The organism is Collimonas humicola, assembly GCF_018304945.1.
In the GTDB taxonomy this organism is placed as follows: domain Bacteria; phylum Pseudomonadota; class Gammaproteobacteria; order Burkholderiales; family Burkholderiaceae_D; genus Collimonas; species Collimonas humicola.
In genome coordinates this window covers 176617-196441 of the sequence record NZ_JAGQEE010000003.1, presented here as the reverse complement: position 1 = coordinate 196441, position 19825 = coordinate 176617, and the positions used below count along the sequence as shown (strand labels likewise).

Annotated in this window: 18 protein-coding genes; 10 read left to right on the top strand and 8 right to left on the bottom strand. The window is 59.8% G+C overall.

The window, feature by feature from the left end:
- Positions 1–407 precede the first annotated feature (407 nt).
- The 8 genes from KHU30_RS12430 (at position 408) to KHU30_RS12395 (ending at position 9265) form a co-directional block, all read left to right on the top strand.
- Positions 408–1487, top strand: coding sequence for a pilus assembly protein PilM (locus KHU30_RS12430; RefSeq protein ID WP_230411577.1), 1080 nt, complete (start codon positions 408–410; stop codon positions 1485–1487).
- Entirely contained in the window at positions 1487–2137 is a 651-nt protein-coding gene (locus tag KHU30_RS12425) for a PilN domain-containing protein (protein WP_211442959.1), read from the top strand. The genes KHU30_RS12430 and KHU30_RS12425 overlap by 1 nt, the downstream gene beginning before the upstream one ends.
- A gap of 10 nt (positions 2138–2147) precedes the next feature.
- Positions 2148–2807 (top strand): type IV pilus inner membrane component PilO, encoded by a 660-nt coding sequence (locus KHU30_RS12420; protein WP_211442958.1) that lies wholly within the window; start codon positions 2148–2150, stop codon positions 2805–2807.
- Entirely contained in the window at positions 2804–3352 is a 549-nt protein-coding gene (locus KHU30_RS12415) for a pilus assembly protein PilP (RefSeq protein ID WP_211442957.1), read from the top strand. The genes KHU30_RS12420 and KHU30_RS12415 overlap by 4 nt, the downstream gene beginning before the upstream one ends.
- Positions 3349–5526, top strand: a complete 2178-nt coding sequence (locus tag KHU30_RS12410; protein WP_230427353.1) for a type IV pilus secretin PilQ — start codon at positions 3349–3351, stop codon at positions 5524–5526. Before KHU30_RS12415 ends, KHU30_RS12410 begins: the two co-directional genes overlap by 4 nt.
- 66 nt (positions 5527–5592) lie before the next feature.
- Positions 5593–7341 carry a bifunctional shikimate kinase/3-dehydroquinate synthase AroKB gene (gene aroKB, locus KHU30_RS12405; protein WP_211442955.1) on the top strand — a complete coding sequence of 583 codons (1749 nt, stop codon included), beginning with the start codon at positions 5593–5595 and terminating at the stop codon, positions 7339–7341.
- Complete coding sequence (locus tag KHU30_RS12400) at positions 7338–8483, top strand: deoxyguanosinetriphosphate triphosphohydrolase (RefSeq protein ID WP_211442954.1); 1146 nt, start codon at positions 7338–7340, stop codon at positions 8481–8483. Before aroKB ends, KHU30_RS12400 begins: the two co-directional genes overlap by 4 nt.
- 92 nt (positions 8484–8575) lie before the next feature.
- Positions 8576–9265 carry a DUF4197 domain-containing protein gene (locus KHU30_RS12395; protein WP_211442953.1) on the top strand — a complete coding sequence of 230 codons (690 nt, stop codon included), beginning with the start codon at positions 8576–8578 and terminating at the stop codon, positions 9263–9265.
- A 130-nt stretch (positions 9266–9395) separates the two neighbouring features.
- On the opposite strand, the gene hpf is transcribed toward KHU30_RS12395, so the two are convergent.
- From hpf to KHU30_RS12360, 7 genes are all read right to left on the bottom strand, one after another.
- Entirely contained in the window at positions 9396–9746 is a 351-nt protein-coding gene (gene hpf / locus KHU30_RS12390) for a ribosome hibernation-promoting factor, HPF/YfiA family (protein ID WP_211442952.1), read from the bottom strand.
- Positions 9747–9915: 169 nt separating this feature from the next.
- Entirely contained in the window at positions 9916–11394 is a 1479-nt protein-coding gene (locus KHU30_RS12385; protein ID WP_211442951.1) for an RNA polymerase factor sigma-54, read from the bottom strand.
- Positions 11395–11504: 110 nt separating this feature from the next.
- Positions 11505–12251 (bottom strand): LPS export ABC transporter ATP-binding protein, encoded by a 747-nt coding sequence (lptB, locus tag KHU30_RS12380; RefSeq protein ID WP_098495112.1) that lies wholly within the window; start codon positions 12249–12251, stop codon positions 11505–11507.
- Positions 12248–12790: a lipopolysaccharide transport periplasmic protein LptA gene (lptA, locus tag KHU30_RS12375; protein ID WP_211442950.1), complete on the bottom strand. Its 543-nt coding sequence runs from the start codon at positions 12788–12790 to the stop codon at positions 12248–12250. The genes lptB and lptA overlap by 4 nt, the downstream gene beginning before the upstream one ends.
- A 55-nt stretch (positions 12791–12845) precedes the next feature.
- Positions 12846–13451, bottom strand: coding sequence for an LPS export ABC transporter periplasmic protein LptC (gene lptC / locus KHU30_RS12370; RefSeq protein WP_211442949.1), 606 nt, complete (start codon positions 13449–13451; stop codon positions 12846–12848).
- A complete protein-coding gene (locus tag KHU30_RS12365) occupies positions 13448–13960 on the bottom strand; it encodes a KdsC family phosphatase (protein WP_230411585.1) in 513 nt (170 codons plus the stop codon). The genes lptC and KHU30_RS12365 overlap by 4 nt, the downstream gene beginning before the upstream one ends.
- A gap of 119 nt (positions 13961–14079) precedes the next feature.
- On the bottom strand, positions 14080–15111 hold the full coding sequence (locus KHU30_RS12360; RefSeq protein ID WP_211442948.1) for a KpsF/GutQ family sugar-phosphate isomerase: 1032 nt from the start codon (positions 15109–15111) through the stop codon (positions 14080–14082).
- 139 nt (positions 15112–15250) lie between these two features.
- On the opposite strand from KHU30_RS12360, the gene KHU30_RS12355 reads away from it, so the two are divergent.
- A complete protein-coding gene (locus tag KHU30_RS12355; RefSeq protein WP_211442947.1) occupies positions 15251–17275 on the top strand; it encodes a cation:proton antiporter domain-containing protein in 2025 nt (674 codons plus the stop codon).
- A 164-nt stretch (positions 17276–17439) separates the two neighbouring features.
- A complete protein-coding gene (locus KHU30_RS12350) occupies positions 17440–18582 on the top strand; it encodes a PepSY-associated TM helix domain-containing protein (protein WP_211442946.1) in 1143 nt (380 codons plus the stop codon).
- A gap of 11 nt (positions 18583–18593) precedes the next feature.
- Here KHU30_RS12350 and KHU30_RS12345 read toward each other — a convergent pair whose 3' ends face one another.
- Positions 18594–19811: an FAD-dependent oxidoreductase gene (locus KHU30_RS12345; protein WP_211442945.1), complete on the bottom strand. Its 1218-nt coding sequence runs from the start codon at positions 19809–19811 to the stop codon at positions 18594–18596.
- Between the last annotated feature and the right edge of the window lie 14 nt (positions 19812–19825).

Genomic DNA, 19825 nt, shown 5'->3' with positions numbered 1-19825 from the left:
AGCGGCACAGCGCATGCGTCTGATAAGGGAATGTCAAGTTGTGCTGAGTCAATTCATCCGCTGGCGAGAGTGACAACACGCCCATGGCTCAAAACTTGCTCTGCATCATGCGTTCTTGCTTGAGCGCAAATTACGTTGCGAAATTCAGACAGAAATTGTCGGACAAAACCAAAATAGTATGAATGGAGTCGCTGTGAAGCAATATTCCGTAACAGTTAAACAATTGCCCTCAGGAAAATTTCTTTACAGCAGTGCCCTCTTATTGCTACGATTTCACCTTATAAAATTTAACATTGCTGTAAGCCCTGTTTTACAGGTTTTTCCTAACTTCGAGACGGTATTCCGCTAATGCGACCGCCTTGCAGGCAGAATGTTCCCCAAATAATACATACTCGGGAGAAATGCTCTTGGCATTAGATCTAGGATCGCTGATCGGTAAAAAGAACCCGCCGCTGGTGGGGATCGATATCAGCACGTCAGGTGTCAGATTGGTCGAATTGTCGGAAACCGGCAAGGATCAACTGCGTCTTGACCGCTACGCCTCTGAACCACTGCCGCGGGGAGCGGTGGTGGATGGCAATATTGAAAATATCGAGCAAGTCACGGAAGTCATCCGCCGGCTGTGGAAGAAAAGCGGCTCCAGCACCAAGCTGGTAGCCCTGGGCATGCCGCCGGCATCTGTCATCACCAAGAAAATCATTCTAGCCAGCGGCATGCTGGAAGAAGAGCTGGAGATGCAGGTTGAATCCGAGGCGAGCCAATATATTCCGTTTGCACTGGACGAAGTCAGTCTCGATTTCGACGTGATCGGGCCGGCCCAGCATTCGCCGGACGATGTCGAAGTCCTGCTGGCGGCGACCCGCAAGGAAAAGGTCGAGGATCGGGTAGCGGTGGCGGAAGCCGCAGGCCTCAAGCCGACCGTGATGGATATCGAATCGTATGCGGCGCGCGCGGCCATCAACCGTATCATCGGGCAGTTGCCGAAAGCCGGACAGGGCCAGATCGTCGGCCTGTTCCAGATCGGCACCCAGACCACGCATGTCTCGGCGCTGCTGGACGGCCAGCTGATCTACGAGCGTGAACAGCCGTTTGGCGGCAATCAGCTGACCCAGGACATCGTGCGCGCTTACGGCCTGTCGTACGAGGAGGCTGATACCAAGAAACGCAATGGCGACCTGCCTGAGGGTTACGAGCAGGAAGTCCTCAATCCCTTCCTGGAAAGCGCTGCGCTGGAAGTCACGCGTGCGATCCAGTTCTTCTTTACTTCGACACCGTATACCCGGCTCGACCAGCTGTTCCTGGCTGGCGGTTGCGCCACTATCCCCGGCCTGGTCGAGGTGGTGGCAGGGCGCGCCAAGATTTCCACCTCGGTGGTGAGCCCGTTTACCGGCATGCAACTGGGGCCTAACGTACGTGAAAAACAATTGCGCATGGATGCGCCGTCCTATCTGGTTGCTTGCGGCCTGGCCATGCGGAGATTTGGCTGATGATCAAAATTAATTTATTACCGCACCGCGAAGCCAAGCGTAAGCAGCGCAAGAACGCTTATTTCGCCTTGCTGGCGCTGTCCGCCGTGATCGGCTTGATTACGGTGCTGCTGGTCGGCGCTTTTTTCGCCAACCAGATCGCTAACCAGACCGAACGCAACCGCTTCATCACTGCCGAAAACACCCGGCTAGACGGTGAAATCAAGGAAGTCGCCACGCTTAAGCAGGAAATCGATGCCTTGAAGGCACGCCAGCAAGCCGTTGAAGACTTGCAGAGCGACCGCAACCAGCCTGTCTATCTGATGGACGAACTGGTCAAGCAGGTGCCGGAAGGGGTTTATCTGAACTCCCTCAAGCAGGAAGGCCAGCGGGTGGCATTGAATGGCTATGCGCAGTCGAACGAACGGGTGTCGGAGCTGTTGCGTAATTTGAGCAATAACTCAGCCTGGCTGGAGCGTCCTGACCTGGTTGAAATCCGGGCAACAAATATTGGCGGAAGCGGGCGCGACAGCAAGCATGTCTTCGCGTTTACGGTCAATGTCGGGATCAAACGGCCGTCTGACAAGGATGCGAAAGATGGCGCAGCGACCCCGAAAAATGCAGTTGCTGCGGTGGCCGGCACCGGCGCTCCAGCCGCAACCTTGAAATGAGAGACGCGCAATGACGGATATGAATAATTTGAGCGCCTCGCTAAGTGCGCAGTTTCGCGGATTGAATGGCCGCCACCCCGGCCAGTGGCCGATCGTGCCGCGCATTTTGTCGGGCGTGGGCGTATTTCTGGTGGTGCTGGTGGTCGGCTGGTTTTTTTACTGGAGCGATCAGCAGGACGCACTCAACGCCGGCGAGCAACAGGAAGTCCAGCTGAAAGAGCAATACAAGTCGAAGATCCAGCAAGCCATCAACCTGGAAGCCTTGCAGAAACAGAAACTGCAAGTGGCTGAATACGTGGCGACCCTGGAGAAGCAACTGCCGAGCAAGGCGGAAATGGATGCGCTGCTGTCCGATATCAACCAGGCTGGCCTGGGACGCGGCTTGCAGTTCGAGCTGTTCAAGCCTGGCCAGGTGGTGGTGAAAGATTACTACGCTGAACTGCCGATCAACATCAAGGTTGCCGGCAACTACCATGACGTCGGTTCATTCGCCAGCGATATCGCCAACCTGCCGCGCATCGTGACCTTGAACAACATGAATCTGGTGACCGGCAAGGACGGTACGTTGAGCCTGGATGCGATTGCCAAGACCTTCCGTTATCTGGATAAGGACGAGGTGGCGGAGCAGCGCAAGGCCGCCGATTCAGCTAAACAGAAAGGTCAAAAATGACGTTTTTTCGCATTGGGCGTCTGACCCGAGTGACATTTTTTGTCGTATTCATCTCAACATTGTCAGGTTGCGGCGATAGCGGCGTGCAGGAACTGAAGGACTGGATGGCCGACGTCAAGAGTCACACCAAGGTGGGGATTCCGAAGCTGACTGAACCTAAGAAATTCATTCCCTTCGTATATGGCGGCGCAAGCAGCATCGATCCCTACAATCCTAACAAGCTGCTGGTGGCGCTGGCCAAGCTGCAGGGCAAGTCAAACGGCCTGAAGCCGAATATGGACCGCCGCCGTGAAACGCTGGAAAACTATCCTCTGGATACCATCAAGATGGTTGGGATCTTGCAGAAGGTGGGATTGAGCTATGTCTTGCTGCAAGTCGACAAAACCGTGTTTCAAGCCAAGGTGGGCAACTACATCGGGCAGAATTTCGGCATGGTCACCAGCATCACTGAATCCGAAGTAAATCTGAAAGAAATCGTACAAGATGCGTCCGGCGAATGGGTCGAGCGCGAAGCCAAGTTAGCGTTGCAGGAGAGCACAAAATGATTGCAGCAGGAAAAAAATTAGTTAGCCTGGGCGTGAGTCGGCTGAGCAGGATTCGACAGAAGGCATTGCTGCTGGGAGCGTTGATCTGCATGGTCGGGTTCAGCGCCGCAGCGACGGCGGCCGAAGACAACGCCATCACGTCGATTAGCGCCAACCAGCAAGGCGCCAACGTGATCGTCAAGATCAGTTTCAAGCGGCCGCTGAGCAGCCAGCCGACGGCGTTTTCCATCCTCAGCCCGGCACGGATCGCCTTCGACTTTGTCGGCGTCGGCAACGCCACCGGCAAGACCTCGCAAGACATCAGCCTGGGCGATGTCCGCAACGTCTTGCTGGCGCAAGCTGACGACCGCTCGCGCCTGGTGTTCAACCTGAAGCGGACATTGTCCTATGCCACGGCGATGGACGGCAATGCGCTGATCGTCACGATCGACGGTTCCGGCAGCCTGGCGTCTCCGGTGAATGCCGCCGGCATGCCGGTGCAGCCGGCAGCCAGGACGGCAAGCGTCGCCGGGCCTGCCGCCGCCGCGCCTTTGTTGAATGGCAAACCTGCGCTGCGCGATATCGATTTCCGCCGCGGCACTGCCGGTGAAGGCCGGGTTGTGATCGACTTGCCGAACGCGCAGGTCGGCGTCGATGTCCGTCAGCAAGGTCAGACGATTGTGGTTGATTTCCTCAAGACCAGCTTGCCCGATGTCCTGCGCCGCAAGCTGGATGTGGGCGATTTCGGCACGCCGGTCAAGACTATCAGCACTGTGACCCAGGGTGAGAATGTGCGCATGATCATCGAGCCGAAAGGGCTGTGGGAGCAAAGCGCCTATCAAAGCGATAGCCAGCTGGTGATTGAAGTCAAGCCGCTCAAGGAAGACCCGAACAAGCTGGCGCAAGGCACCCAGGGCTATCGCGGCGACAAGCTGTCCCTGAATTTCCAGAACGTCGAAGTACGTTCGGTGCTGCAAGTGATTGCCGATTTTACCGGTTTGAATATCATTACCAGCGATACCGTCGGCGGCAATCTCACCCTGCGACTGAAAGACGTACCTTGGGACCAGGCTTTGGATATCGTGATGCAGGCCAAGGGCCTGGACATGCGCAAGAACGGCACGGTCATCTGGATCGCGCCGAAGGACGAGCTGCTGACGAAAGAGAAGCTGGAACTCGAACAGCGCTCGCAGATTGCCGAGCTGGAGCCGTTGCGCACCGAGTCGTTCCAGTTGAACTATCAAAAAGCCGATGCCTTCAAGAAGATCTTTGGTATTGACGACGCCGGCGGCGGCGGTGGCGGTGGCGGCGGTAAGAAAAACAGCATTTTGTCGTCGCGCGGCAGCGCCGTGATCGATCCGCGCACCAACCAGTTGTTCGTGACCGATACGCCGACGATATTGCAAAACATCCGCAATCTGGTGCAAAAAGTGGATATCGCATCGAGGCAGGTTTTGATCGAAGCGCGCATGGTTGAAGCGAATGACGGCTTCAGCCGCAATCTGGGCGTCAAGCTTGGTTTTGGCTTTAACAGCCGCAATGTGAATTCCGGCGGCAGCCAGGTCGCTCCGATTAATGGCATCGTTCCTGGCTCAAGCGGCAATTCGGTGAATTTGCCTGCGGCTCCCGCGACCGGCACTGCAGGCTCAGTTGCATTGACCTTGTTCAATTCCGCGGCATCGAAATTCATCAGCCTAGAATTGTCGGCATTGGAAGCCGATGGCCAGGGAAAGATCATTTCCAGCCCGCGTGTAGTTACCGCTGACCAGCAAAAAGCATTGATTGAGCAAGGGGTCGAAATCCCTTATCAAAATGCTACCAGCAGCGGCGCCACTTCGGTTGAATTCAAGAAAGCCAACTTGAAGCTGGAAGTTACACCGCAAATTACGCCGGACGGCAACGTTATACTGACGGTGGATGTCACCAACGATAGCGTTGGTGATATTGTTCCTGGCGGCGTAGCCATTAATACCAAGCATGTCCAGACCCAGGTCCAGGTTGAAAATGGCGGAACGGTCGTAATTGGCGGCATATATACGCAAACAGTGAGCAATGCCGTTAGTAAAATACCACTACTTGGAGATATTCCGGTTCTGGGTTATCTTTTCAAGAACTCCGCAGTTACTAACAAACGAACTGAATTATTGATTTTCCTGACACCGAAAGTTGTCATCGACCGCATCGCTGCGCACTGATCCAATTGCGCAGGGACACCGGCTTGATGCCGGTGTCCGCACATGAGCAAAAGGTCGAGCAGTGAAATGGTAAGGTACACAGGCAATATCTTTCTGGTAGGCCTGATGGGCGCGGGCAAGACTACGGTTGGCCGCGCCCTGGCAAGAAAACTCAACAAGCTTTTCATTGATTCCGACCACGAAATCGAGGCACGCACCGGCGTCTCGATTCCTTTGATTTTCGAAATCGAAGGGGAAGAGAGCTTCCGTCAGCGCGAGACCGAAGTAATCCGTGACCTGAGCGCCCGCAGCGGCATCGTGCTGGCGACCGGCGGCGGCGCCATCATGCGTGCCGAAAATCGCGAATACCTGAAAACCCGCGGCACTGTTATCTACCTGCGTGCCAGCATCCACAACATCCTCCAGCGCACCAGCCGCGACAAGAACCGCCCCCTGCTGCAAACCGCGGATCCGCGCCGCCGGCTGGAAGAGCTGTCGCGCCAGCGCGAGCCGTATTACCGTGAAGTTGCCGACATAGTCATCGATACCGGCCGACCTAACGTACAATTCCTGGTACACAGCATTTTGAGCCAGCTCGATGTGCAGGCTGACGACCTTGTGCAAGAGTCCGGACAGGCGCCGCCAGCAGGCGACGGCAATCCCGGCCAAAATAGCAATCTACCTTTTCAATCACCAAGTCTTTTTATGAACCAGCAGTCCACACCTTCGGCGCCCGCGCCGGCCATCACGCTCCAGGTAGAACTGGGCGAGCGCAGCTATCCGATCGAGATCGGGCCATCCCTGCTGGCTGACCGCGAGCGCATCGCTCGCCTGATTGCCGGCAAGCAGGCGGTCGTTGTGACCAACACCGTCGTCGCGCCGCTGTATCTCGAGCGCGTCAGCCAGACGCTGCGCGACGCCGGCAAGAGCGTGCTGGAAATCGTGCTGCCGGACGGCGAGGAAGAAAAGAACTGGGCCAGCCTGATGCAGATCTTCGATCGCCTGCTGAGCGCAAAATGCGACCGCAAGACCACCCTGATCGCCCTCGGCGGCGGCGTGATCGGCGATCTCACCGGTTTTGCGGCTTCCGCCTACATGCGCGGCGTGCCCTTCGTGCAGATTCCGACCACCTTGCTGGCGCAGGTCGATTCCTCCGTTGGCGGCAAGACCGGCATCAACCATCCGCTCGGCAAGAACATGATCGGCGCCTTTTACCAGCCGCAGGCGGTGATCGCCGATACCATGACCTTGCATACCTTGCCGGAGCGCGAGTTGTCCGCCGGTCTCGCCGAGGTGATCAAGTACGGCGCCGTGATCGACGCCGAATTTTTCAAATGGATAGAAAACAATATCGATAAGCTGATGGCGCGCGATAACGCTGCGCTGGCCTACGCGATCCGCCGTTCCTGCGAGCTGAAAGCCGACGTGGTGCGACAGGATGAACGCGAAGGCGGCTTGCGCGCCATCCTGAATTTCGGCCATACCTTCGGCCACGCGATCGAGTCGGGCCTCGGCTACGGCAAGTGGCTGCACGGCGAAGCGGTCGGCTGCGGCATGGTGATGGCGGCTGACTTGTCGCATCGGCTTGGCCATGTCACAGCCATCGACAAGGAACGCGTGTGCGCGCTGGTGCGCGCCGCCGGCCTGCCGACCGAGGCGCCCAACCTCGGCGCCCAGCGCTGGCTGGAGCTGATGCAGATCGACAAGAAAAACGAAGATGGCCAGATCAAGTTCATCCTGATGAAACCGCTCGGCAGCCACCTGATCGCCACCGCGCCGCAAGAGGCGCTGCTGGCGACGCTTCAGCAGCTTGCCTCCGGAGACCTGCCGCAATGAGCCACGAAACGTCTCTCGCTCCCTATGCCGCACATTCTGCGCAATCGCGAGGACGTTTGTTTGAAGAGGAGTCGCCCGGTTCGCGCACTGAATTCCAGCGCGACCGCGACCGCATCATCCATTGCACCGCCTTCCGCCGGCTGGAATACAAGACCCAGGTGTTCGTCAACCACGAAGGCGACCTGTTCCGCACGCGCCTGACACACAGCATCGAGGTGGCGCAAATCGCCCGCTCGATCGCCCGCAGCCTGCAATTGAACGAAGATCTGGTGGAAGCCATCTCGCTGGCCCACGATCTCGGCCATACGCCGTTCGGCCATGCCGGCCAGGATGCCTTGAATGACTGCATGGAGGCCCATGGCGGCTTCGAACACAATCTGCAGAGCCTGCGGGTGGTCGACAAGCTGGAGCAGCGCTACGGCGCGTTTGACGGCTTGAACCTGATGTTCGAGACGCGCGAGGGCATCCTCAAGCATTGTTCGCTGGCCAACGCCAGGAAACTGGGCGATATCGGCCAGCGTTTCATCCAGCGCAAGCAGCCGACGCTGGAAGCGCAGGTGGCCAACCTGGCCGATGAGATCGCCTACAACAATCACGATATCGACGATGGCTTGCGCTCCGGCCTGCTGACCCTGGAGCAGATGAACCAGATCGATTTCTATGCGCAGCACAGCCGCCAGGTCGAGCAGTTGTTCCCGGGCCTGGGCGGGCGCAGGGCGATCAACGAGACCATCCGGCGCATGATCAATGCCTTGATCACCGACCTGATCCAGACCTCGCAGCAGCGCATCCTGGATGCCAGGCTGCAGACCGTTGACGATGTCCGCAATGCGCCGCCGCTGATTACCTTCTCCGACGGCATGGCGCAGCAGGCTGCTTTGCTGAAACGCTTCCTGCGCGAAAACCTGTATCGCCACTACCTGGTTAACCGCATGACGGCCAAGGCCCGCCGCATCGTCGCCGAGCTGTATGCCTGCTTCAGCGCCGAGCCATCCTTGCTGCCGCCCGACTATCAGCTCGATCAGCGGGAATCGGAACAGCAGCAGGCGCGCGCGATTGCCGACTATATCGCCGGCATGACCGACCGGTATGCAATCCGCGAGCACCGGCGCCTGTTCCTGGTGGATGAAGGGCATCTGTAGGCGCTGCCCGGCAGACATTTTTCTTTCTTGATTTGTTTGCAATAAATTAGGTTAGACTTTGGCTTATCCATTTAACTTCTTCAAGGATCATCATGCGGCCTCTATTTCAAACAGCAATCACACTGAGCCTGGCGGCAACAGCGTCCGCGGCGCTTGCCCTGTCGCTGGGCGACCTCAGCAACCAGGATGCCAGCAGCGGCCTCAAAGCCGCCCTGCAAAAAGGCGCGGATGTGGCGGTGGCCAAGCTAGGCGTCGAAAATGGTTTCCTGAACAACGACAAGGTCAAGATCGGCTTGCCCAGCGTGCTCGATAAAGCCATGCCTCTCCTGCGCATGACCGACCAGGGCCAGAAGCTGGACGATCTGGTGGTGTCGATGAACCACGCTGCCGAAGCGGCTGTGCCGATGGCCAAGCCTTTGCTGCTGAATGCGGTCAAGTCGATGTCGGTGACCGATGCCAAGAATATCCTGACCGGCGGCGACACCTCCGTGACCGATTTCTTCAAGCAAAAGACATCGGCGCAGCTGGGCCAGAAATTCCTGCCCATCGTCAAAGGCGTGACCGACCGCAACGGCTTGTCGGCGCAATATAACGCGATCATGGGGCAGGTCGGCAAGACCGGCATGGTGCCGGCGCAGCAGTCGACGGTGGAAGGCTATGTCACGCAACGTGCACTGGACGGCTTGTACACCGTCATCGGTGAAGAAGAGAAAGCGATACGCCAGGATCCGGTCGGCGCCGGCAGCGCGATCATCGGCAAGGTGTTCGGCGCTCTCAAATAGGCGCGATGCAAAAATAACAATACGATTTACTTCTAAAACGGTCTGAAAATAACAAAGGGCGCATTAACTGCGCCCTTGTTCATTCTATCGGCGCCAGCTAGTCAGCTGCAGCGCCCGGATTGGCGGCCGTTCAGGTCGTGGCGGGGAGTTCTTCCGGCAGATGCTTGATTGCATCGTGCTGGTGATCCTGCATCTTGTCCTTATACTTGATGACCTGGCGATCGAGCTTGTCGATCAGTGTATCAATGGCGGCATAAAGATCGTGGGCAATGCTTTCGGCATGCAGATCTTTTCCCTTTACGCGCAGCGTGATGTCCGCTTTCTGGCGTTTTTCTTTTTCAGTGAGTTTGTCGATGCTCAGGATCACGTTGATATCGATGACCTGGTCGAAGTGGCGTTTGATACGCTCTAGTTTGCTTTGTACATATTCGCGAATGGCAGGGGTTACCTCGAGGTGATGCCCACTGATGGTGAAGTTCATACAGCGCTCCTATCAAGAATATTGCTGGCGGTTCTGAACAGACTGCGTTGAATCTTTAGGCGAACAATCTACAAGAGACTGGGACTGTTCTGGCAAGAGTCGCTAAATAACAAACAGCCGTAATGTCCGAACATAGCAAGGGTAAGCTTAACAATCAAACCAGAAAAAACTACAAGGCCTTGCGCAGATTAACAGACGGAATTTTTAGTGCTTCGCGATATTTTGCGACGGTGCGGCGGGCTACCACCATACCTTGTTCCGCAAGCATATCGGCAATCTTGCTGTCAGAGAAAGGGTTTCTTGAATCTTCCGCTCCTATGAGTTGCTTAATGAGTGCCCTGATTGCTGTTGAGGAAGCCTCTCCACCTGCCTCAGTAGCAACATGGCTGCCGAAGAAATACTTCAGTTCAAACATCCCGTGGGGAGTGAGCATGTATTTCTGAGTGGTCACACGTGAAATAGTACTCTCGTGTAGACCCAGTGTATCAGCTATTTCGCGCAACACAAGCGGGCGCATGGCGACCGCGCCATGGGAGAAGAAGTTCCGCTGGCGTTCGACGATCGCTTGTGCGACGCGCAAAATGGTGTCGAAGCGCTGCCGCATATTCTTGATCAGCCACTTGGCTTCCTGCAGCTGCGAAGTGAGTGCGCCATCGCCCTTGCTCTGCTTCAGGATGTTGGCATACAGGACATTGACCCTGAGTCTTGGCATGACGTCATTGTTCAGCATCACCTGCCAGCCTTGCTTGCTGCGCCTGACGATCACGTCCGGCACCACATAGTCGGAAGCGTTGGCGGCGAACGGCGCGCCGGGGTGGGGGTTGCACTGCTTGATGACGGCTTGCGCTTCGCGCAGGTCCTCGTCGTCGCAATCCAGGGCTTTCTTGATTTTATTGAAATCGCGCTGCGCAAACAGCGCCAGGTGATCTTGCACAATCGCCAATGCCAGGCGGCGCGTGACGAATGGCACTTTGACAAAGCGCTTGATCTGCAAGGCCAGGCATTCCGGCGCGTTGCGCGCGCCGACGCCGGCCGGATCGAAGCTTTGCACCATTTTCAGCGCCATCGACAATTCTTCGACGGCGATCTCCAGCTCGGCCGGCAGGCGCTCGAGGATTTCTTCCAGCGACTCTTCCAGGTAGCCGTTATCGTCCAGCGCATCGATCATCAGCTCGACCAGCGCGCGGTCGCGCAAGTCGTGCATGGCTTCGCGCATCTGCTGCAGCAGATGTTCGCGCAGCGTCGTTTCATGCGCCTCCAGCTGCGGCCGGGCATCTTCATCGTCCGAGGTTTTCGCGCTGCGCGAGATGTCGTCGAAACTCCATTCGCTTTCGGCGTTGTCGGTGCTGCTTTCAGGTGCCGGGGCTTCGGCACTGGCTTCGCTCTCGGTCGGCGAACTGCTGACCTCGCTGTCGCCGGCCGGCGCCTCCATGGTCGACGCAGTGCCGCTGATGGCGCCGTCCGCCAGCAGCCGCACTGAATTATCAAGCGGATCGTCGACCCGTTCCAGCATCGGGTTGTCCGACAGGATCTGTTCCAGTTCCTGATGCAACTCAAGCGTGGAAAGCTGCAGCAGTCGGATCGACTGCTGCAGCTGAGGAGTCAGCGCAAGATGTTGAGAGGTGCGTAGCTGGAGTGATTGTTTCATGGCTTCCGTGCGGACAATTCACTTCTGTTATTTGTTGTACGGAGTCTAAGTGCCGCGCTGGCGCGGCGGATTAATCTGTCTGCAATTACATCGTTCCCGCATCAGCGAAACTACATGCGGAAATGCTCACCCAGGTAGACCCGCCGTACCGACTCGTCGGCGATGATGTCGTCCGGACTGCCGCTGGCCAGCACGCTGCCCTGGTTGATGATGTAGGCGCGGTCGCAGATGCCCAGCGTTTCGCGCACATTGTGATCGGTGATCAGGACGCCGATGCCGCGTTCCTTGAGGAAGCGGACGATGCGCTGGATCTCGATCACGGCGATCGGGTCGATCCCGGCGAACGGTTCATCCAGCAGCACGAAGCGCGGATTGGTGGCGAGCGCGCGGGCGATCTCGACGCGCCGCCGTTCGCCGCCCGAAAGCGACAGGGCCTGGCTCTCGCGCAGCTTTTCAATTTGCAGCTCGTGCAGCAGCTTGTGCAGCTGCTCATCGATTTCGGCCTTGCCGAGCGCCTTGCCGTTGGGACGCTGCAGTTCCAGCACGGCGCGGATATTGTCTTCCACTGTCAGCTTGCGGAATACCGATGCTTCCTGCGGCAGGTAGGACAGGCCCAGGACCGCGCGGCGATGGATAGGCAGGCGTGAAATATCGACGCCGTCCAGATCGATCTCGCCGCCGTCCGAAGGCACCAGGCCGACGATCATGTAGAACGAGGTGGTCTTGCCGGCGCCGTTCGGACCCAGCAAGCCGACCACTTCGCCGCAGCGCACTTCGAGCGAGACGTCATGCACCACCTGGCGCGCGCCATAGCTTTTTTGCAGGCCCTTGGCGATCAGCGTGCTAGGGGCGCTCATGGCGCCGCCTTTGGCCGCGGCTGGATGACGGCGCGGATGCGGCCGGCGCCAGGCTGGCTGACGCCGTTGACAGTGTTGTTGACGGAATAGAATTCAGTGCGGCTGTCGTAGGAAATGAACTCGCCGTTCACTTCATCGGTCGGCTTGTCGCCTTGCAGGCGGCGCATCTGGGCCTTGGAAAACAGCTTGGTGATCTCGGTCTTGCCGTCGTATTCGATGCGTTCGGCGTGGCCGTCGATCCACAGGTCCGGGCCGCCGTCGCGCTTCTGCTTGAAAGTGGCCAGCTTGCCCGGGTCCGCATACAAGGTGGCGAACTGGTAGCCGGACGGATCGGTGGTCACCACCACGCGGTCGGCTTTCATGATCAGCGTGCCGCGTGTCAGGACTACATTGCCGGTCGCGACGTTGACCTGCTTGACGTCGTCATAGGTGAGGGTGTCGGAGTCGATCAGGGTCGGCTTCTCGGAATCGGCTTTTTCCGCGCGAGCGACGCCGATGGCGCCAAGCAGCAGCAGAGAGAGAAAAAATATTCGTTTCATGAAAAATCCTGGGTAATGGATAGAGGCCTACACATAATTTGTCTTGCTGATCCGCTTATTTCGCTGCCGCACGCGGCGCGTTGCGCAAGACGCCGTGCACCTTGCTGAACATCTTCAGTTCGCGTGTGGAGTTATTGAAATGCATGCCGGTGCCGTTCAAGGTCGACAATCCCAGGGTGATTTCCACCGGCTTGTCGGACTCCATGATGTCGTCGTCGGGTAGCAGCAGCAGGTATTCGGATTTCAGATGGAAGTTGTCGGCCAGCGGCGTCTTTGGCCGGTCGGCGTTGACATTCTCGTACAGATGCACCTTGCTGTTGTTGTCTTCGATCACGGCGCGGTTGGCGACCAGGTTCATCGGCGGCTTTTCCTTGTCCAGGCTGTGGATCACCGGCTTTCGCACATCGAAGGAATCGTTGACCGGATTGTGGGTCAGCAGGTCGCCCGAGATGTTGTAGCGCGGCTGGCCGTTCGGCGCCATCTGCACATAGTTGAAATGCTCGACATAGTAATCCGGCTGGGTGCGCGCCGGCTTCGGCAGCAGGTCTTCGGTATTCTTGTGCATGACCTGCTGCAGCCAGAAGCTGCCCAAGGCCAGCAGGATGAACAATACCAGCAGCAGCATGAAGCGAAAGCGGTAAGTGGTGCGGAGATTTTTCATGCCTGAGTCGTGCCTGGCGGGTTGCTGCGCAGATAGGCCGCCAGCGTGGCGTCATAGGTATTCTGCACTTGCATGATCAGGTCGCAGATTTCGCGGGCGGCGCCGTGGCCGCCGCTTGCTTGCGTCACGTAATGCACGCGTGAGCGGACATCGCGATGGCCGTTCGGCACGCTGACTGCAAAACCGGCCTGCGACAGGATAGGCAGGTCGATCACATCGTCGCCGATGAAGCCGCAATCGGCGGCGCTCAGCTGCAACTGTTCCAGCAGCTTGATGAACGCCGCGTACTTGTCGTGCACGCCTTGCTGCACATGGGCGATGCCGAGGTCGCCGGCGCGGCGGCTGACGATGGCCGACTGCCGTGCGCTGATGATGGCGGTGGCGACGCCGCTTTGCTGCAATTGCTTGATGCCGTGGCCGTCCAGCGCATTGAAGCGCTTCAGCTGTTCGCCGTCGGCGCCGTACAGCAGGCCGCCATCGGTCAGGATGCCGTCGACATCGAAAATCATCAGGCGTACCCGCGCAGCGCGTGCTCTCGCATCAGCGCTCAGCGCAGCGACGCCCGGCGTAGCGACGCCCGGCGTATCGGCAGTGACGTCGGCGCCGCTGCGCCCTACTGTGGCCGTCATCAGATCACCTTGGCGCGGGTCAGGTCATGGATATGCAATGCGCCGACCAGCTTGCCGCCGGCGTCGGTCACCAGCAGCTGGTTGATGCGGTACTGCTCCATCATCTGCACCGCGTCGACCGCCAGCTGATCGGCGCTGATGGTGTGCGGATTGGCGTGCATGACGTCGGCAATCGTGAGCTTGGTGAAATCCTGCACCTGCTCGATCAGGCGCCGCAGGTCGCCGTCGGTAAACACGCCGACCGCATGGAAATTCTCATCCACCACGGCTGTCATGGCAATGCCCTTGCGCGTGATTTCCAGCAGCGCCACCGACAGCGAGACATCCGCCGTCACCGCCGGAATCGCCTCGCCGCTGCGCATGACGTCGCGCACGTGGGTCAGCAGGCGCCGTCCCAGCGCGCCGCCAGGATGCGAGCGGGCAAAATCTTCTTCGCGGAAGCCGCGCGCGTCCAGCAGCGCCACCGCCAGGGCGTCGCCCATGGCCAGGGTGGCGGTCGTGCTGGCGGTCGGCGCCAGGTTCAAGGGACAGGCTTCCTGGGCTACTGCAACGTCCAGGTGCACATTGGCGAGTTGCGCCAGCGCCGACTCCGGCTTGCCTGTCATGGCGATCAGGGTCGCGCCCATGCGTTTGATGATGGGGACGATCGCCATCAGCTCGGCGGTTTCGCCGGAATTGGAGATGGCGATGAAGGCATCGTGTTCGGTCACCATGCCGAGGTCGCCATGGGCCGCTTCGGCCGGATGGATGAACAGGGCAGGCGTGCCGGTGGACGACAACGTGGCGGCGATCTTGCGCGCGATATGGCCGGATTTTCCTATGCCGGAGACCACCACCCGGCCGCTGCAGCCGAGCAGCAAGGCGATCGCCTTGGCGAAGGGGTCGTCGGAGGAGTCGGAAATCCGGTTTTTCAATGCATTGATGGCATCGGCTTCGATTTGCAGGGTGCTGCGGGCAAGTTTCAGCGCACGTCCGGCATCGAAGGATGCGGACAAGGTTTTGGGCGAATTTGGGGCATCGGGTAGAGTCATCCCGAAAGTATAAACGAAATCCCAAAGCAAAAAACTTGCCAGTCCCGATCCGCTTCAATTAATCTGTGTTCAGCCTATCCGCATTTGGCGTTGCTGCAACATAATGTTGGTATTGAGTTAATCTAATTTTTAGGCGCGCATGCTTTCCGGACTTGAACTGACAATTTTGCTGCTGGGCTCGGCGGTATTGGGTGTGGTGGCGTTCCGCAGTTTCCACCTGCCGCCCATGCTGGGCTATCTGATGGTGGGGATCTTGATCGGCCCGCATGCGCTCGGTTTTGCCGAAGACAACGCCACCACCCACGCACTGGCGGAATTCGGCGTGGTGTTCCTGATGTTTTCGATCGGCCTCGAATTTTCCCTGCCGAAACTGACGGCGATGCGCCACATCGTGTTTGGCCTCGGCATGGCGCAGGTGCTGCTGACCATAGCCGCCACCATGCTGTTCAGCTCGATGATGGCGCTGATCCTGCCGCAATACACCAATATCAGCTGGCAGGCGGCGTTCGCCCTGGGCGGCGCGCTGACCATGTCGTCCACCGCCATCGTCTCCAAGCTGCTGACGGAACGGATGGAGCTGGAGAGCGAGCATGGACGCCGCATCATCGGCATCCTGCTGTTCCAGGACCTGGCGCTGGTGCCCCTGCTGATCGTGGTGCCGGCGCTGGCCGAGCACAGCGGCAACCTGCTGGCGACGCTGGCCTGGGCCAGCGGCAAGGCGGTGCTGGTGCTGGCCCTGCTACTGTTCTTCGGCCAGAAGCTGATGCGGCGCTGGTTCCAGATCGTGGTGCGGCGCCGCTCGCAGGAACTGTTCATGCTGAACCTGCTGCTGATCACCCTGGCCGCGGCCTGGATTACCGAGCGCGCCGGCCTGTCGCTGGCGCTGGGCGCCTTCATCGCCGGCATGTTGATCTCGGAAACCGAATACAAGCACCAGGTGGAAGAAGACATCAAATCCTTCCGCGACGTCTTGCTGGGTTTGTTCTTTATCACTATCGGCATGCTGCTCAACCTGCGCCTGGTGTTCGAGCACTGGTGGCTGGTGTTGCTGCTGCTGGCCGGCCCGGTGTTCCTCAAGTTCGCCCTGATCGCCGGCCTCGCCAAGATCTTCCGCTCCTCCACCGGAGTGGCCCTGCGCACCGGGCTGGCGTTGGCGCAGGCCGGCGAATTCGGCTTCGTGCTGCTGAACCAGGCTGGCGGCCTGCAGCTGGTCGATCCCTTGCTGGTGCAACTGATCCTGGCGTCGATGGTGCTGTCGATGCTGGCTGCGCCTTTCATCCTGGCCAAGTCGGACGCCATCGTCATGAAGCTGTCGGCCAATGAATGGATGATGCAGTCGCTGGCGCTGACGCAGATCGCCACCCGCACCATGTCGACCAAGAAGCATGTGATCATCGCCGGCTTTGGCCGCAGCGGCCAGAGCCTGGCCAAGTTGCTGGAAGAGGAAGGCATCGGCTATCACGCCCTCGACCTGGATCCGGACCGGGTGCGCGATGCGCGCGCCGCCGGCGCCCACGTTTCCTACGGCGATGCTTCGCGCCGCGAAAGCCTGGTGGCGGCCGGGGTACACCGCGCCGCCGCCCTGGTCATCACCTATGCCAGCACGCCCTCAGCCTTGAAAGTATTGCACCACGTCAGCGAACTGGCGCCGAGCCTGCCGGTGATCGTACGCAGCTATGACGACACCGATCTCGACAAGCTGCGCGCCGCCGGCGCCACCGAAGTGGTGCCGGAAGCCATGGAAGGCAGCCTGATGCTGGCTTCGCATGCGCTGGTCATGCTGGGCGTGCCGCTGCGGCGCGTCGTGCACCGGGTGCAGGCCTCGCGCGACGAGCGCTATGCCGCCCTGCGCGGGTTCTTCCATGGCGTCGACGACGCTCCCGATGCCGAGGATCATTTGCAGGTGCGCCTGCATACAGTGGCGCTGCCGGAGGGCGCCAGGGCCATCGGCCGCAGCCTGGCCTGGCTGGGGCTGCCGGAAATGGGGGCGGAGATCACCGCCTTGCGGCGCGGCCGCAGCGGCATCGCCATTACGCCAGAGGCGGTGCTGCAGGCAGGAGACATTGTTGTCTTGCGCGGCGCCGCCGAGGCGATTTCGCGTGCCGAGGGGCGTTTGCTGCAAGCGTGGACCAGCGCCAGCCAGCACAGCGATGAAGATCTTTGAAACAATCCCGTGCGGCTCTAAGGGCGGAGCTCAAGAGTCGATATTTCCTGCGTGACAACGAAGGCGTCAGCTTGTTGATCGCCTTTGTAAAAAATATTAAATAATACCCATTCTCATTCAATCGACCTTTACAATACCCATCTTTTAAGAGCAGGTGTGGGATTGTGAAAAAGGCGCTACGTCACTGGTTGGTCAAACTGCACCGCTACAGCGGCTTGCTGCTGTCCCTGTTCATCGTCATGGCGGGCCTGACCGGCGCCGCGCTGGCGTTCAACGATGAAATCGACGCCTGGCTCAATCCGCAGTTCTACCACCTCGCCGCAAGCGGCCCGCACCAGCCCATCGATGCGCTGGCGGCCAAGGTCGCACATGATTATCCGCAGGCACGCTTAGCTTTCTTCGCGATGGAGGCGGATGCCGACGCGCCGCTGCAGGCAAGGCTGCGCGCGCGCCATGAGGGTGAGGCGCTGGCAGTCGACACCGTGTTCATCGATCCTGTCACTGCCTCGGTGGTTGGCGAGCGCAATACCAAGGCAGTCAGCCTGGCGCCCCACAACCTGATGCCCTTCTTGTTCCGCCTGCATCGCTACCTGCTGCTGGACAAGCCTGGCGCCATCATCTCCGGCAGCCTCGGCCTGCTGTGGCTGGCGACGCTGCTGATCGGTTTCGCGCTTGCCTGGCCCAAGCACCGCAGCGGCTGGCGCAAGGCGCTGTCGGTCAAGCGCGGCGCCGGCGCTTTCCGCCTGATGTACGACTTGCACCGCTCGGTCGGCCTGGTGGCCGGCGTACTGCTGGTGATAACCGCGTTTACCGGCGCCGTGATGAATCTGCCGGATGTGGCGCGGCCCATGGTTTCCAGCTTGTCGCCCCTGACCAAGCCGCCGCAGTCCTCGGCGCATGAAGGCAAGCCGCAGATCAGCTGGCAGCAGGCGCTGGCCTCGGCCCAGGCCAGCATGCCGCTGGCGACCCCGGTGCGCATTGCGCGCGACGATAAGCACGGCCTGTATCAGATCCGCATGCTCAGGCAGGACGACATCCAGGACGGCGGCAGCGTGCGGGTCTTTGTCGACGCCGTCGACGGCCAGGCGCTGCGTTCGCTCGATCCGCTCAAAGGCTCGGCCGGCGACGCTTTCATCGGCGTCCAGTACGGTTTGCACACGGGCCAGCTGCTGGGTTTGCCGGGCAAGATACTGGTCGCTTTCCTGGGCTTGCTGCCGCTGTTGTTTACGATTACCGGCATCGCCATCTGGCTGAAAAAACGCAAATCGGAGACGATTGTGCGGGCCCGCCATCTGCACAAGGCCTGAGCAGCGCCGAACTATTTTTTTTGCCGCAGCCGGCCATAGAGCCAGCCGGTCTTGCTGCCGCTGAGCGTCAGCGCCATCTGCTGGCGCGCAATCGGCAGGCGGCAGACCGGGCCGAGAGCGATATCGCGCAAGGTGCTGGCGATGCGCGAGTCGGACTGGAAGAACGGCGTCAGCAGCTTGCTGGCGCCCTGGTAGTAGCGCAGATGGGGGCGCCGCCGCTGCGAGTACAGCGCCAGCGCCGGCTCTACCGCGGAACGCTCGGCAAAACACTGCGCCAGCGTCATGGCATCGACCAGCGCCAGGTTGGCGCCTTGTCCCAGTTGCGGACTGGTGGCATGGGCGCAGTCGCCGATGCAAACCACCCGGCCGTCGTGCCAATGGCGCATCTGCACATCGGCGTAGCGCGCAAAGGTGAGTTGATCCGGCTTTTGTATATGTTCCAGGACCGATGCTACCGGCGCCAGCGCCAGCACGGTTTTCTTCCATGCCGCCAGGCCCTCTTCCTGCCAGTGCGGCAAGCGATCCGCGCGCAGGCTCCAGAACATGCTGAGGATAGGCTGCGTCATTTCCTGGTAGGCAAATCCGGTCGGCATCAATCCCAGCATTTGCTGCGCATGGCGGAACCACTGGCGCAAGCCGCCCTGGGTCAGGCCGTCGTCCGGCACCAGCGCCCACAATGCGCCCCAGGGATAGGGCGTCACTTTTTGCGGAATCGCCAGCGCCGCCCGCAAATCCGAGCGGGTGCCGTCGGCAATCACGGCGCAGTCGAATTCACCGGCCGCGGTCTCGGCGCTGCCAGGCGCCGCATCGCGTGAAAACAGCAGGGCCCGGCCGCCGCGCTGCTCTATGCGGGAGATGTTGATGCCGCTGCAGACCTTGATGGCGACCGTCTTCAGCGCTTCCCACAATACGGAGAACAAAGCGCCGCGATGCAGGCCGAGGCCGAACGACTGCGCATCGTGATGACGATAGCGCACGTCCAGCACGGTGCGGCCGCCGGCCGTGGTGCCGAACAGGCGGTCGTTGCGGGCGCCGTGCGCCAGGATAGGCTCCAGCAGGCCGAGCCTGTCCAGCACATGCATGCCGGTCGGCTGCAGCAGGATGCCGGCGCCGACTGCGCTCGGTTGCGCCACACGCTCGAACAGCGTGACCTGGTGGCCGGCGCGCGCCAGGAACAGCGCGCTGGCGGCGCCCGCGGTGCCGCCGCCTATGATGGCTATACGCTGCATGCTGATATATCCCG

Coding starts and splice junctions, on each gene's coding strand:
- KHU30_RS12425 (WP_211442959.1), top strand. CDS start 1,487: ATGATCAAAATTAATTTATTACCGCACCGCGAAGCCAAGCGTAAGCAG.
- KHU30_RS12420 (WP_211442958.1), top strand. CDS start 2,148: ATGACGGATATGAATAATTTGAGCGCCTCGCTAAGTGCGCAGTTTCGC.
- KHU30_RS12415 (WP_211442957.1), top strand. CDS start 2,804: ATGACGTTTTTTCGCATTGGGCGTCTGACCCGAGTGACATTTTTTGTC.
- KHU30_RS12410 (WP_230427353.1), top strand. CDS start 3,349: ATGATTGCAGCAGGAAAAAAATTAGTTAGCCTGGGCGTGAGTCGGCTG.
- aroKB (WP_211442955.1), top strand. CDS start 5,593: ATGGTAAGGTACACAGGCAATATCTTTCTGGTAGGCCTGATGGGCGCG.
- KHU30_RS12400 (WP_211442954.1), top strand. CDS start 7,338: ATGAGCCACGAAACGTCTCTCGCTCCCTATGCCGCACATTCTGCGCAA.
- KHU30_RS12395 (WP_211442953.1), top strand. CDS start 8,576: ATGCGGCCTCTATTTCAAACAGCAATCACACTGAGCCTGGCGGCAACA.
- hpf (WP_211442952.1), bottom strand. CDS start 9,746: ATGAACTTCACCATCAGTGGGCATCACCTCGAGGTAACCCCTGCCATT.
- KHU30_RS12385 (WP_211442951.1), bottom strand. CDS start 11,394: ATGAAACAATCACTCCAGCTACGCACCTCTCAACATCTTGCGCTGACT.
- lptB (WP_098495112.1), bottom strand. CDS start 12,251: ATGAGCGCCCCTAGCACGCTGATCGCCAAGGGCCTGCAAAAAAGCTAT.
- lptA (WP_211442950.1), bottom strand. CDS start 12,790: ATGAAACGAATATTTTTTCTCTCTCTGCTGCTGCTTGGCGCCATCGGC.
- lptC (WP_211442949.1), bottom strand. CDS start 13,451: ATGAAAAATCTCCGCACCACTTACCGCTTTCGCTTCATGCTGCTGCTG.
- KHU30_RS12365 (WP_230411585.1), bottom strand. CDS start 13,960: ATGATTTTCGATGTCGACGGCATCCTGACCGATGGCGGCCTGCTGTAC.
- KHU30_RS12360 (WP_211442948.1), bottom strand. CDS start 15,111: ATGACTCTACCCGATGCCCCAAATTCGCCCAAAACCTTGTCCGCATCC.
- KHU30_RS12355 (WP_211442947.1), top strand. CDS start 15,251: ATGCTTTCCGGACTTGAACTGACAATTTTGCTGCTGGGCTCGGCGGTA.
- KHU30_RS12345 (WP_211442945.1), bottom strand. CDS start 19,811: ATGCAGCGTATAGCCATCATAGGCGGCGGCACCGCGGGCGCCGCCAGC.